Source organism: Pseudomonas sp. P7548, assembly GCF_013386585.1.
GTDB lineage: Bacteria > Pseudomonadota > Gammaproteobacteria > Pseudomonadales > Pseudomonadaceae > Aquipseudomonas.
On sequence record NZ_JACARO010000065.1, the window covers coordinates 24,241 to 36,415 of the forward strand.

Sequence of the window (12,175 nt, forward strand, 5' to 3'; positions counted from 1 at the left end):
AGGGGTTTGCCATGCCGAACAAAGCACTGACTATCCTGATTGCCGATGAACAGCATCTGCAACGCTTGTACATCGAGAAAATGCTCAACCAGTTGGGGTATCACCGGATCGTCCCGGTGCAAACGTTCGACGAAGTCCAGATTCTGACGGCCATCCCTGCCGAGCCCTTTGATGTGCTCATCATCAACGCGGGGCTCGCCGCCCATACCTGCGGGCCGCAACCCCAGGTTCGCCATGTGCTGGTCTACGATCACCTCGACCTGGCGGCACCGGCGGGTGCAACGCCGGCCGTACTTGTGCGGCTGCCCGGCGTGCCGGACAACATCAACCTCGAACATTTCATGGATATCATCGACCCGCCGCAGGCCAATACGGGCCTGCGGGTGTTGCCGTGGCTGCGGGAGTTGTCCCGCCAGCCGGTGGCCGGGGCCTAGTCCCACTTTGGCGCGATGCCCTTGGGGCTGGTCAGGCGGTGGCCACGTTCCAGGCCGGCGATCTGCGCCATGTCGGCGGCGCTCAAGGTCAGTTGCAACGCCTTGAGGTTGCTCTCCAGGTTGGCCCGTTGGGTCGACGATGGGATCACTGCATAGCCCAACTGCATCGCCCAGGCCAGGGTGACCTGCGCCGGGGTGGCTTGATGGCGTTCGGCGATCTGCTGGATCACCGGGTCTTTCAGCACTTCGCCGTAGGCCAGGGTCATGTAGGAGGTAATCTGGATGCCGTTGGCTGTGGCGAAATCCACCACTTTCCGGTTTTGCAGGTAGGGGTGCAGTTCGACCTGGTTGGTGGCGATATTCTCGGCACCCACGGCGGCGATCGCTTGTTTCATCAGGTCGATGGTGAAGTTGGAAATGCCGATTTCACGGGTCAGGCCCAGGCGCTTGGCTTCCAGCAATTGCCCCATGAACTCGGCCACGGGCACTTGGTCCTCCGGCGACGGCCAGTGGATCAGGGTCAGGTCAAGGTAATCGGTCTGCAGTTTGCGCAAGCTTTCCTTGAGGCTGGGGATCAACTGGCCTTCGGCGAAGTTGGCGATCCAGATCTTGCTGGTGATGAACAGCTCGCTGCGTGGGATGCCGCTGTTGGCAATGGCCTGGCCGACATCGGCTTCGTTTTCATAGATCTGCGCGGTGTCGATGACGCGGTAGCCCAGTTCCAGGCCGGTGCTCACCGAGTCGATGACCACTTGGCCTTGCAGGCGAAAGGTACCAAGGCCAAAGGCGGGAACTGCGTGCTTAGGGGTAGACATCGGTAACTCCTGGAGGGGTGTGAACAATGGAGTCGAGTATCCGCCCGTCGTTCCTTCGGAAAAACCGCCGAACCCGAAAAGGACTCTTTACTGCAAATCACGAATGGCCAGTGTTCTCTCTGAACATCCACATGACCGTTCATCAGCTTTGTCAGGTCGGCGTTGTCGGCTTCACTTGCCAGCCACCGCTGCTGCGCGGTATTCCAGAACACTCTCCCGTTAACCTTGGATAGGCCATGACCCAACACCTCACCGAATACGCCGATGCCAGCCCCGAAGTGCGCGCGGTCTACGACGACATCATGCAAACGCGCAAGGTCGAGCAGGTGAACAACTTCTGGAAATGCCTGGCCGCGCACCCGCCGACCTTGCGCCGCACCTGGGAAAGCCTCAAGGAGATCATGGCGCCGGGCGCACTCGACCCGCTGACCAAGGAGTTGCTCTATGTGGCCGTGAGCGTGACCAACAACTGCCCGTACTGCATTGCGTCCCACACCGCTGCTGCGCGCAAGGCCGGCATGACCGATGAGATGTTTGGCGAGTTGCAGGCGGTGGTCGGCATGGCCAACGAAACCAATCGCCTGGCCACCGGCTACCGCGTGCCGGTGGACGAGGCGTTCAAGTTGCCGTGAGGCCACTCAGCGGTCGAACCACCCCAGCAATACCGTGACGTTATCGCGCCCGGCGTACTCGCGGGTGAGATTGACCAGCCGACGGCACGCGGTGTCCAGCGTGTCGCGCCGGGCAACGGCGAGGACCTGGAGCATTTCCTGGTGCGGCACGCAGCCGTGCAGGCCGTCACTGCACAGCATCAACAGGTCGCCGGGCTGCACCGGGTGTACGCGCACCTGGGGTTCGACCCGGGGGCCGGGGCCGATGGCTTGCAGCAACAGGTTGCGCGCCGGCAGCCGGTCCACTTTGCCGGCTTCGAGGGCTTGTTGGTACCAGGTCTGGTCGCGGGTCAGCAGGCTCAGTTCGCCCTCGCGGTAGCGGTACAGGCGGCTGTCGCCCACGTGGAACACCAGTAATGGCCCGGCCAACTGCGGGCGCCACACGCCGGTGAGGGTGGTGCCCATGCCGCTGCCTTCGCTCATGTGGCGGGCCACATTTTGCTGGTAGACGCACTGGTTCACCTGGTCGATGGCGTTGTGCAATAGGCTGGCGGCTTGCATCTGCGGGTCGGACCAGGTGGCGTCGGGGTCGAGGCCATCGTGGGCCGGGTCGACGCTGTGAACCTTGAGGGCCTCGCGCAGGCTGATCAACGCTTCGGCGCTGGCCAGGGCGCCGGCCTCGTGGCCACCCATGCCGTCGGCCACGGCGAGCAGGCCCAGGGCGGGCTCCACCAGAAAGTTGTCTTCGTTACTCTGGCGCACCGAACCGACATCACTGACCCCATAGGCAACCGCCGCGGCCAGTTGATGAGGCCCGCAGGCGCTGAGTGGGGTATCGGTCATGGGAGAGACTCGAAGCTGGTGAGGAATGCCAGGCGCTGGGCCTCGCTCTCAATGTGCTCGGCCAACAGTTGCAGGAACGGTTGGCGCAAGGAAGTGGCCCGCGCGGCGCGGCTGACCACAATGCGGGCGATGGGGCCGATCAGCACGGCCAGGCGCTTTTCGGCCATCTGCGAGAAGGCCGGGTCAAGGGGCGCGGGCACTGTTTCGGTGGTGCGGGTGACCTCGGTGGGCGGCTCGATCGCCGTGGGTTCACGGGGTGGCTCCACAGGCGCGGTCGGCGGGTTCAGGCGCAGGAACAGCGACTGGCTGGCACTGGCGAACTGTTCCCGGCCACGCTCGGAAGGGATGTGGGGCAGCAGTGCCGCGCAGATGGCGTCGAAGTCATCTGCACCGTTGAGGCTCTTGCGCACCAGGAAGCGTGCCAGCGGCCCGATCTGGTGGGACAGCAGCGACTCCAGTTCCGGCATCACCGCAAGCTTCCAGGGCGTCAGGGTTTCCACCGCTTCAGTGATTGCCGCCGTGCCGGTTGGCAGTGGAGTAACACCACTGCTCAGGGGCTGGTTGGGGCGGATCAAGACGGTGCGGTCATCGTCGATTTCGGCGTTGGTCCAGGTGCCGGTCGCCGTGCCCAGCAGGGCTTCCAGGTCGTCGAGAAACGCCTGGGCCGAGGGGTAGCGCTCGGCCGGACGTTTGGCCAGGGCGCGCACGATGACGGCATCCAGCGCCGGGTCCAGCGCCAGGTTGAGGCTCGACGGTGCCACGGGCGTCTGGTTGAGGATCTGCTGCATGACCATGGTGGCGGAGCCCGAGAACGGCCGCTCGCCCGTGAGCAATTGGTACAGCACGATCCCGGCGGAAAACACATCGGAGCGGCCGTCGATCAACTCACCGCAGAACTGCTCCGGCGACATGTAGCTGGGCGTGCCGATCATCGAACCGGTTTGGGTGAGGGTAGAAGAGTCCAGGCGAGCGACGCCGAAGTCGGTGACCTTGACCTTGCCATCGGCGGTAATCAGCAAGTTGGCCGGCTTGATGTCGCGGTGCACCACGCCTTTGGAGTGGGCGTATTCCAGGGCAGACAACAGTTGGCGCATCCAGCCGAGGCTGTGACTCAGGTCGCGGGGTGTCTGTGCGGCGAGCAAGGTATTGAGCGGCGTGCCCTCGACAAACTCCATGGCGATGTACGCCGAGCCTTCATCCTCGCCGTAGTCGTAAACGCCGACGATATTGGGGTGCATCAGGCGGCCAGCCGCTTGGGCTTCATTCTTGAAGCGGCTGACCAGCTCGGCGTGCTGGCTGTCGCCGAACAGTTCCTTGCGGATGGTCTTGAGCGCCACGGTACGCGCGATGTTCGGGTCGAACGCCTTGTACACCGTGCCCATGGCACCTTTGCCGAGTACGCTGTCGATGCGGTACTTGCCAAGTTGTTCAAGCATGATCGTGAACCTATTCCTCAAGCATCTTCATGGCACTGACCAGGCTGGTGCGCATGCGGCCAAATGACTGGCCCAGGCGTGCCAATTCGTCGCTGCCGCTGACGTCCATGGGTGGCACGTCGGTTTCACCCAGGCTGACCCGATCGGCCAGCGCCGACATCTGCCGCAGGCGACGGGTGACAAACAGGTGCACCGCCACGTTCAAGGCCACGAACAGCACGGCAAAAATCCCCAGCATCGACAGCATGTAGCTGTGCAGCAGGCTCCTGGCCCGTTGCAGCGGCAGGTCCAGTGGCACGGTGACCAGTTGTGCGCCGATGGTGTCGTTGAGCTTCCAGCCAAAGCCGTTGCTCGCGCCGTAGATGTCGACCATGGTTTTCGGCGCCGCCTCGGGTGTGCTGTGGCACGCCAGGCAAGCCCCGTCCTTGATCTGGATCGGCCGCGCGATGTACAGCGCGGCGCCTTTGTCGTCGGTGCGTTCGCCCACCATCTCGTCTGTCTGTGGCTGGCTGCGCAGGCTGTTGATCAGGGTTTTTTCCCAGTCATTGGCCAGGTCGCGTGGGTTGGTGGGGTTGAGGGTGGCTTCCTTGTAGGCGTAGTCCGGGTAGGACTTGAGCAGCTCCTGCAGGTGCGAAATGGCGGCGAAGTCCGGCACCGACTGCGGCAGGAACTGGAACTTCAGGCGGTTCTCCAGCAGCGGCACGATCTGCTCGGCGGTGTAGGTGCTGGCGGCCGAGGCCGAGCGCATCAGCATGCGTGCAGTCTCCAGGGTTTCCCGGCGCGCGCTCTGCTGCAGCATATAGTTCGTGGAGAGGCTGGTGGCGATAAAACCGACGATGAACACCGCCAGGAACACCACGTTGAATTTGACCGCGAGCGACAGTTTCATAAGGACCTTCAGGTACAGGCGTGGTGAGGATCAGTGCGCATTCTTGCGGCGCTCCAGGCGCAGCAGTTCCAGCTCCCACTCCAGCACGCCGCCGCGGTTGACCTTTACCGCCTGGCGGAACGCCGGGTCGTTCAGGCGCGGGGCAAAGCGGCTGGCGAGCATCTGCTGGCTGAGGTTCAGCGGGCTGACCACCCAGGGCGCGATGTCGTCATAGGTGACGTCGCGCTCTTTTTTCGGCTCAGCCGCCTTGGGAACCTTTTTGCCGAGGGGCACCAATGGGTCGAGGAACTGGGGCGGCAAGGCGTCGATAAACGCCTGTTCGGGGCGCGGCACACTCCTGAGCGGCCCGTCGCCGTCGCGCTGGGCAAAGTCTTCGTGGCCCAGGGTGACGCTGCGGTCGGCCTTGCCACGGTTGTCGAGTTGGTTGACCACTTGGCTGCCGTCCTCGACGAACATCTCGGTCTGGTGCTTGCCTACATGGATCACGCTAGCGCTGCCGGTGAGGTTGAACGCCAGCCCTCCGGTGGTGACTGCCAGGTTCCCGTGGCTATTGCCCGCGACGGGTTGCAGCTTCAACCAGCCATTGAGCAGGTTGATCTGCGCGGCATTGCTGTTGGTCGCAATGAGGATGCGCGTGTCGGGCCCGAGTGCCAGGGTCGCTGCGGCGAACCCTTCGATCTGTATGCCGGCGGCGCCGGTTTGCAGGATGTCGCCACCTTGCAGGCGGGTGCCGGGGCCGACGGTATACAGCGCAGTGGCGCGGATCAGCTTCAGCGGTTTTTCCGCGTAGGCGATCACGGCGATGCTGGCCGGCGCCGCGTGTGCCAGCGCAAGGGGCAGCAGGCTGGTGAGGAGTAGGGCAATCGAAAGTTTCTTCACGTTGGCGCCATCTATCGAACACTTGGGGTCAGGCACCGATGCTGTGGGTACAGCCGGTGTTCATGCGTGCGCAAGGCATCGCAGGGCCGAAGGCTACCGGCTGGAAGGGCGAAGGAAGAAGACAATTATCTGCATGGAAATCGCTGATTTCGATTAAGCGAAATCATGGAATAAAGCGTCGGGGGAGGGTGTTCTTTTGATGGTTTCCCGTGATTCGAACGCTGTGCAAGAAGCGGCGACACGCCTGCGTTTTCCAACTGCTTGGCCCTCTGCCCGGAGCCCCTATGTCCACTAAATGCATGAACGCGTTTTCATCCACCAAGACCTTTCTGCAACAGAACTTCATGACGGCCAAGCGTATTCCTTCCGGGTTGGTTGCCGGCCTGAATGTGTTTGACGTCAACGATCACAAAGCCGGTGGCTTTCGCCTGGCGACCCTGGATAAACCGGGGGAGTACGGCAAGGTCGAGCGGCCGCTGATGGGGCACTGGGTGCCCCAGGGCAGTTTCTGTGACATTCCTGCCAACCCTGGCGCGACCGGCTACGTGTTCACGCCGGATTTCAGCGGTTGTTCGATCTTGATCGACCACATCGACGACACCACCTACCGGGTGTTCCATGTGCAGGGCGGCAGCGATTACCTGAACAAGGAGTACCTGAGCCGTTTTGATGGGCATGGCCTGGGTTTCGCCACGGCGATGACGTTCGATGATTATGGCGAGGATGCCTACCCACGAGGCTTTGCCTTCATGAAGTTCGAAGAGGGCCGTTGGTGGATTTACTTCCAGCGCCAGAACGGCGTGGGGCTGAACTTTGCGTACGGCAAGTTCCAGATGAATGGGGCGCAAACCGTGCGCGGCGGGGGGCGGATACCGGTGCCGAACCTCAAGCGTGAATCGCCGCGACATGGCGTGGTGCACAGCGGCAAGCCGTTGCCGATGCCCGCCAGCCAACGTGCGGAGCTGAAGGTGGAGGTCTGGTAGGCGAGGCGTTTTCGCCGGGTCTGGAAAAAATCGGGAATAAATACTTCAGGTCGGTTGTTCATCCTGCAGACGCTGACAACCCGCCGCGATCGACTACTGATGGATCCCAAAAATGATTGACCAGACCCTTCTCGACCCTTCTTCCGGCAGACGAACAATGAGCAACACCGACCCCGACGTTGTAGCGCGCCGCAATCGCCTGGCGTTGATGGCACTGCAGGTGATTGGCCTGGTGGTGCTGGTGCTCTGTGCGATTGACGCACAGCGTGCCCAGGCCCAGGACCTCCCGGAATCGGCCGCGGGGGCAGCGAAACATGTGCTGATGACCGTGCAGGCCACGGGTGTGCAGATCTACACCTGCACCAAGGACAGCAACGGTCAGTTGAGCTGGCAGTTTCGCGAGCCGCTGGCCACGTTGATGATCAACGGCAAGACCGTCGGCCGGCATTTCGCCGGGCCGACCTGGCAGCTGGATGACCGCAGTGCGGTAGTGGGCAAGGTGCTTGCCCAGGCCCCGGGGGCCGGCCCCAAGGACATCCCGCTGTTGCGCCTGGAGGTGGTCGACCATCAGGGCGAAGGTGGGCTGGCGCAGGTGGTTGCCGTGGAGCGCTTGCATACGTTGGGCGGTGTGTTCAGTGGCAGCTGCGAGCAAGCCGGTGAACTGCACGTGGAACCCTACAGCGCCGACTACCGCTTCCTCGGCCAATAGCTTCACCCCGAACCGCTCGGTTCGGTACTGACAACCCCTTATCTGGATTCACGCTTTGCGCCGATCCCATTCGGCGTGCGGCAACGCTGTGCCTGTCAATCAACCAAAAAAACCAGGAGCTTTTACATGATCACTCGTTTACTCGCCGTTACTGCGCTCACTGTGGTGGCTTGCGCCTGCGCCCAAGCGGCCGAAGGCCCCACCGACTGGACCGGTTTCTACGGTGGCTTGAGTGCCGGCTACGGCTTTGGTGGCGACGGTGACGTCAACACCAAGGGCCAGGCGGCACCGAACATCGCCAATATCAACGGTGGCGCCCGCCCGGGGCGGGTCGACCTGGACCGCAATGGCCTGCTGGGCGGTGCGCAGATCGGCTACAACTACCAGTTTGGCCAATGGGTTGCCGGCATCGAGGCCGATATCTCCCACACCGACCTGCAAGACAGCCGCACTATCGGCACCTCGCAACTCAACACTCACTTGGCGCTGAACAATAAATTCGAATCGAAGATCAAGTACCTCGGTACCCTGCGCGGCCGCTTCGGTTATGCCTTCGACCACACCCTGATCTACGGCACGGCCGGTTTGGCCTACGGTGAAACCAGCCAGAGCGTCGACATGTTCGGCCCTACCGGCAATACCCAGTTCAGCGGTGATCAAAGCCACTTCAAGATGGGTTACACCGTGGGCGCCGGTATCGAACAGGCGATTACCCAGAACCTGTCGTTCAAGACCGAATACCTGTACTACGACCTGGGCGAAGACAAGCTGAACGTGGCGGTGATTCCCGGCAGTGGCGGGGCGGGCACCGGGTACGATTCCAAGTTCAAGAACGATGGGCAGATGCTGCGCGTGGGGCTGAACTGGAAGTTTGATTGACGTGCTGCACAGGGCCTCAGGCGCAGGCGCGTGAGGCTTTCAATGGGCGCGCCGGTCGGTGTTGGTAGAACTGACCCTGGCGCGCCTTGCGGTGTTTGCGGGACTGGAAGGTGTTCCAGGTGGTGAAGTCGAAGCGCGTGGCCGAGACGACGTTTTCCTGGATAAGCATGATGGGGGCCGGTGTGATCACGTTTGCGTAGTGGGTATTGAGCGTGACTTCGAGCGTGTCTTTGTCGCGGTAGCCGCTGAGCAGGGGGATCAGGGTGAAGGCGTGGTCCACACCGTCCGACTCAGTCGGCCCGCCAACCACGGCAACAATGCCTACATACACTTTTCGGTCACTGAAACTGAACATGCACGGCACTTGTTGTTGAATCGACTCCTTGAGCAACGTCTTGAACGGTGTGCCTTCAAGAATGCCGAGGGTCAACTGCCAGTCCAACTGCGTGGCATTTTCGAGACTCAGGCGGCTGCTTTTGGACAGGACATACAACCTTGCCCAGCAAAAAGGCATGAGCATCGATGTCAGCCCGACTTGCAGCAGGAACACCCAGAGCGTGCAGTTTTTTTCATTGGCAATATCGAGTTGCACCAACTGGGAACCCAGATAGTCACTGTAGTCGGTCGGGACCAACCTACCGCCCGCGTACAGGTTCTGATTTGACACGACCAGTACTAGAGCACTCAAGAAGGTGGCTGCAAGCAGGCAAGCGACTCCCAGTCGCGCTACCTGCAGATAAAGTAACTGCCCATCGAAGCGATGCAGGCGGCAGTAGTAATAGGGGTGTTTGATGCAGACCAGATAACCGCTGACCAGCAGTGGCAGAATGATTAGCAGGCCCATGATTCGTCAGTCTCCATTTTGCGGATCTGGCGTATCGCATTCCGATAGTTTTGCGAGGACATGATCTCGACGGGGTCCAGCGAGATGTACCTGCCCGTGATCTTCCAGGTCTTGAGCGACTTGACGGCCTTCGCGGTCGCCAGTTCATCCGGGGTGGGTTTACTGCACAGCAGATGCAATCCAAACATAGCGACAACCTCGAAAAGAAGTAGCCAGTTTTATAGCAAGCGCTCCCAGGCCTTCACCACTGATGGCCGTCACGCCACTGTCGCCAGTTCCCGTAGGAAAGATCTCCATTCGCCCGTGCGGCCTAAAACGTGGGCGGGGTTATCACCCAGATCACCACGGTTTCCACCTTGCCCGGGTTGCCGTAGCGATGGGGCTCGTTGCTGGCAAAGCTGAAACTGTCACCCTCATCCAGCAAAAAGCGCCGCTCACCCACCCACAACTCAAACTGCCCACTCAGTACGTACCCGGCTTCCTCACCCTCATGGCTGTAGCTCTCTTGGCTGTAGGTGCCCGGAGGAAAGCACGAGTGCAGCATTTCGAGCTGGTGATTGGGCAACGGCGTCAGCAGTTGGTCGACAATGCCGTCTTCGTAGCGAATGCTCTGGCGGTTGCTCCTGCGCACCACATAACCTTCGTCCTCCGCTGCCGGCACGGTTTCGCTGGCGAAGAACCACTGGATGGTCACCCCCAGGCTGCGGGCGATATTAAACAGTGCCGGGATCGACGGATAAGCCAGGTTGCGCTCCAGCTGGCTCAGGTAGCCAGCGGTCAATTCGCTCATCTGTGCCAGGTCCGTCAGTGTCAGGCCGCGAGCCTTGCGCAGGCCGCGAATACGGGTGCCCAGAAACAATTGCGCTGATTCGTCGTTCAAAGCGTCCACGCTACCTTCAGTCCTTCATAGATCGCCTCTTCGGCGGTGCGCGGTGCCAGGCAATCGCCGATGCGATCGAAGGGCACCAACCCATGCAATTGTGCGCCTAGAGTGTCTACCGGCTGATGGCCTTGGCACAACACCAGGGTGTCGACCGATTCGAGCAACATCGGCTCACCGCTGGCGGTGTGTTGCAGGTACACGGTGCTGTCATCGCAGCCGTAGAGGCGGGCGTAGGGAATGATCGGGATGCCCAGGCGGTGCAGCTCGCCGGCCAGCTGATCGCGCACATACAGCGGCAAGTTTTCCCCGCAATGCGTACCGTTGACCGCCAGTTGCACGGCGTGGCCGGCGCGCACCAGACGTTCGGCAATGCCAGGGCCGATCCAGTCGCAGCGCCAGTCGACCACCACCACCGAACGACCCAGTTCAACCTCCCCGCGCAGCACTTGCCAGGCGTCGACCACTTGCAGCTCGCCTCCTTGTTCGAAGGCGGGCCAATAGGGTTCGGCGCCGGTGGCGATGATCACGTGATCGGGCTTTTCCCGCTCCACCAGGGTGCGATCAACCCGCGTATTGCGCACCACGCGTACGCCCGCCAACTCCATCTCCCGTTGCAGGTTGGTGCTGGCGCCGCCGAACTCGCTGCGCCGTGGCAGCAACTGCGCCAGAAGCACCTGGCCACCCAATTGCCCACTGGCTTCATAAAGTGTCACCGCGTGCCCGCGTTGCGCCGCCACGGCCGCTGCTTTCATCCCGGCCGGGCCACCGCCGACCACCATCACGCGCTTGCGCGTCATCGCTGGGCGCAGGTCGCCGAATTGCAGCTCGCGGCCGGTCTCCGGATGCTGGATGCAGGAGATCGGCAACCCCTTGTGAAAGTGACCGATACACGCCTGGTTGCAGGCAATGCATGCCCGTACATCCTCGGCATGACTGTCGAGGGTTTTGGCTGGCATCAACGGGTCGCAGATCAGCGCGCGCGTCATACCGCACACATCGGCCTGGCCTCGCGCCAGGATCAACTCGGCCTCCTGGGGCTGGTTGATTCGCCCGGTGACAAATAGCGGAATCGACAGGCTGGCCTTGAACGCGGCCGCCTCATCTGCCAGGTACGCGGCGGCAATCGCCATGGGCGGCACGATATGAATCGCGCCCCCCAGCGACGCCGACGTACCCGCGACGATATGCACATAATCCAGCTGCATTTGCAGGCTCTGCACCGCTTCCAGGGATTCACTTTCGGTGAGGCCGTCGGCATCGCGCTCGTCGGCCGAAATACGCAGGCCGATGATGAAGTGCTCGTCGGTGGCTTGCCGCACGGCGGCGATGATTTCCCGCAGGAACCTCAGCCGTTGCTCAAGCGAACCGTTGTACCCGTCGGTGCGCCGGTTGACCCGTGGGTTGAGAAACTGCGCCGGCAAGTACCCATGGCTCGCAACCACTTCCACGCCGTCGATCCCCGCTTGATGCAACCGCGAGGCTGCTGCCGCGTAGCCCGCGACGATCTCGTCGATCATCGGCTGGTCCAGCGCCCGAGGCATCACCCGGAACCGTTCGTTGGGCACCCCTGACGCGGAGTACGCCACTGCCAGCAGGCCATCGGCCGACTCCATGATTTCGCGGCCCGGGTGAAAGATCTGCGACAACACCACCGTGCCGTGGGCATGGCAGGTCTCGGCCAGTTCGCGGTAGCCGTCGATGCAGGTATCGTCCGTGGCCATCAGCACATGGGAGGTGTACCGCGCGCTGTCGTGCACCCCGGCCACCTGCAACACAATCAGCCCCACGCCGCCTGCTGAGCGGGCCCGGTGGTAGGCGATCAACTGCGGGTTGACCCGGTTGTCGGTGGGCATCGACGTGTCGTGCCCGCTAGACATGATCCGGTTCTTCAGGCGTTTGCCCCGCAGTTGCAGGGGCTCGAACAGATGGGGAAAGGCAGTGTGCGACATGGTGCGAATACTCCAGGCGCG

Annotated in this window: 14 protein-coding genes; 5 read left to right on the forward strand and 9 right to left on the reverse strand. The window is 62.2% G+C overall.

Features of this window, described 5'->3' with window-relative positions; all coding sequences use genetic code 11:
* Nucleotides 1-11: 11 nt before the first annotated feature.
* Nucleotides 12-434 carry a chemotaxis protein CheY gene (locus HX803_RS23805; protein WP_178924029.1) on the forward strand — a complete coding sequence of 141 codons (423 nt, stop codon included), beginning with the start codon at nt 12-14 and terminating at the stop codon, nt 432-434.
* Here the strand turns inward: HX803_RS23805 and dkgB are convergent.
* Nucleotides 431-1,249 carry a 2,5-didehydrogluconate reductase DkgB gene (dkgB, locus tag HX803_RS23810; protein ID WP_178924031.1) on the reverse strand — a complete coding sequence of 273 codons (819 nt, stop codon included), beginning with the start codon at nt 1,247-1,249 and terminating at the stop codon, nt 431-433. The genes HX803_RS23805 and dkgB overlap by 4 nt on opposite strands.
* 236 nt (nt 1,250-1,485) lie before the next feature.
* Between dkgB and HX803_RS23815 the strand changes: the two genes are divergently transcribed.
* The gene (locus HX803_RS23815) at nt 1,486-1,881 is read left to right on the forward strand and encodes a carboxymuconolactone decarboxylase family protein (protein ID WP_178924032.1); all 396 of its coding nucleotides are present in this window, start codon (nt 1,486-1,488) and stop codon (nt 1,879-1,881) included.
* A 6-nt stretch (nt 1,882-1,887) separates the two neighbouring features.
* On the opposite strand, the gene HX803_RS23820 is transcribed toward HX803_RS23815, so the two are convergent.
* The 4 genes from HX803_RS23820 to HX803_RS23835 are packed head-to-tail and all read right to left on the reverse strand — an operon-like array spanning nt 1,888 to nt 5,907.
* Nucleotides 1,888-2,703 (reverse strand): PP2C family serine/threonine-protein phosphatase, encoded by an 816-nt coding sequence (locus HX803_RS23820; protein ID WP_178924034.1) that lies wholly within the window; start codon nt 2,701-2,703, stop codon nt 1,888-1,890.
* Entirely contained in the window at nt 2,700-4,139 is a 1,440-nt protein-coding gene (locus tag HX803_RS23825) for a serine/threonine-protein kinase (protein ID WP_178924036.1), read from the reverse strand. Before HX803_RS23825 ends, HX803_RS23820 begins: the two co-directional genes overlap by 4 nt.
* 10 nt (nt 4,140-4,149) lie before the next feature.
* On the reverse strand, nt 4,150-5,028 hold the full coding sequence (locus tag HX803_RS23830; RefSeq protein WP_178924038.1) for a DUF3365 domain-containing protein: 879 nt from the start codon (nt 5,026-5,028) through the stop codon (nt 4,150-4,152).
* A 30-nt stretch (nt 5,029-5,058) separates the two neighbouring features.
* Nucleotides 5,059-5,907 (reverse strand): hypothetical protein, encoded by an 849-nt coding sequence (locus HX803_RS23835; protein ID WP_178924040.1) that lies wholly within the window; start codon nt 5,905-5,907, stop codon nt 5,059-5,061.
* 284 nt (nt 5,908-6,191) lie between these two features.
* Between HX803_RS23835 and HX803_RS23840 the strand changes: the two genes are divergently transcribed.
* The 3 genes from HX803_RS23840 (at nt 6,192) to HX803_RS23850 (ending at nt 8,478) form a co-directional block, all read left to right on the forward strand.
* A complete protein-coding gene (locus HX803_RS23840) occupies nt 6,192-6,890 on the forward strand; it encodes a hypothetical protein (RefSeq protein ID WP_178924041.1) in 699 nt (232 codons plus the stop codon).
* Between the two features lie 112 nt (nt 6,891-7,002).
* On the forward strand, nt 7,003-7,599 hold the full coding sequence (locus HX803_RS23845) for a DUF3455 domain-containing protein (protein WP_256732921.1): 597 nt from the start codon (nt 7,003-7,005) through the stop codon (nt 7,597-7,599).
* A gap of 126 nt (nt 7,600-7,725) precedes the next feature.
* Nucleotides 7,726-8,478, forward strand: a complete 753-nt coding sequence (locus tag HX803_RS23850; protein ID WP_178924043.1) for an outer membrane protein — start codon at nt 7,726-7,728, stop codon at nt 8,476-8,478.
* A gap of 16 nt (nt 8,479-8,494) precedes the next feature.
* On the opposite strand, the gene HX803_RS23855 is transcribed toward HX803_RS23850, so the two are convergent.
* From HX803_RS23855 to HX803_RS23870, 4 genes are all read right to left on the reverse strand, one after another.
* A complete protein-coding gene (locus HX803_RS23855) occupies nt 8,495-9,322 on the reverse strand; it encodes a hypothetical protein (protein ID WP_178924045.1) in 828 nt (275 codons plus the stop codon).
* On the reverse strand, nt 9,310-9,510 hold the full coding sequence (locus HX803_RS23860; RefSeq protein WP_178924047.1) for a hypothetical protein: 201 nt from the start codon (nt 9,508-9,510) through the stop codon (nt 9,310-9,312). The genes HX803_RS23855 and HX803_RS23860 overlap by 13 nt, the downstream gene beginning before the upstream one ends.
* A 122-nt stretch (nt 9,511-9,632) precedes the next feature.
* Complete coding sequence (locus tag HX803_RS23865; RefSeq protein WP_178924048.1) at nt 9,633-10,211, reverse strand: cupin domain-containing protein; 579 nt, start codon at nt 10,209-10,211, stop codon at nt 9,633-9,635.
* Entirely contained in the window at nt 10,199-12,154 is a 1,956-nt protein-coding gene (locus HX803_RS23870) for an FAD-dependent oxidoreductase (RefSeq protein ID WP_178924050.1), read from the reverse strand. The genes HX803_RS23865 and HX803_RS23870 overlap by 13 nt, the downstream gene beginning before the upstream one ends.
* Nucleotides 12,155-12,175 lie beyond the last annotated feature (21 nt).

Excerpts from the sequence above, each read along its gene's own strand:
- HX803_RS23805 (WP_178924029.1), top strand. The coding sequence starts at position 12 with ATGCCGAACAAAGCACTGACTATCCTGATTGCCGATGAACAGCATCTG.
- dkgB (WP_178924031.1), bottom strand. The coding sequence starts at position 1,249 with ATGTCTACCCCTAAGCACGCAGTTCCCGCCTTTGGCCTTGGTACCTTT.
- HX803_RS23815 (WP_178924032.1), top strand. The coding sequence starts at position 1,486 with ATGACCCAACACCTCACCGAATACGCCGATGCCAGCCCCGAAGTGCGC.
- HX803_RS23820 (WP_178924034.1), bottom strand. The coding sequence starts at position 2,703 with ATGACCGATACCCCACTCAGCGCCTGCGGGCCTCATCAACTGGCCGCG.
- HX803_RS23825 (WP_178924036.1), bottom strand. The coding sequence starts at position 4,139 with ATGCTTGAACAACTTGGCAAGTACCGCATCGACAGCGTACTCGGCAAA.
- HX803_RS23830 (WP_178924038.1), bottom strand. The coding sequence starts at position 5,028 with ATGAAACTGTCGCTCGCGGTCAAATTCAACGTGGTGTTCCTGGCGGTG.
- HX803_RS23840 (WP_178924041.1), top strand. The coding sequence starts at position 6,192 with ATGTCCACTAAATGCATGAACGCGTTTTCATCCACCAAGACCTTTCTG.
- HX803_RS23845 (WP_256732921.1), top strand. The coding sequence starts at position 7,003 with ATGATTGACCAGACCCTTCTCGACCCTTCTTCCGGCAGACGAACAATG.
- HX803_RS23850 (WP_178924043.1), top strand. The coding sequence starts at position 7,726 with ATGATCACTCGTTTACTCGCCGTTACTGCGCTCACTGTGGTGGCTTGC.
- HX803_RS23855 (WP_178924045.1), bottom strand. The coding sequence starts at position 9,322 with ATGGGCCTGCTAATCATTCTGCCACTGCTGGTCAGCGGTTATCTGGTC.
- HX803_RS23860 (WP_178924047.1), bottom strand. The coding sequence starts at position 9,510 with ATGTTTGGATTGCATCTGCTGTGCAGTAAACCCACCCCGGATGAACTG.
- HX803_RS23870 (WP_178924050.1), bottom strand. The coding sequence starts at position 12,154 with ATGTCGCACACTGCCTTTCCCCATCTGTTCGAGCCCCTGCAACTGCGG.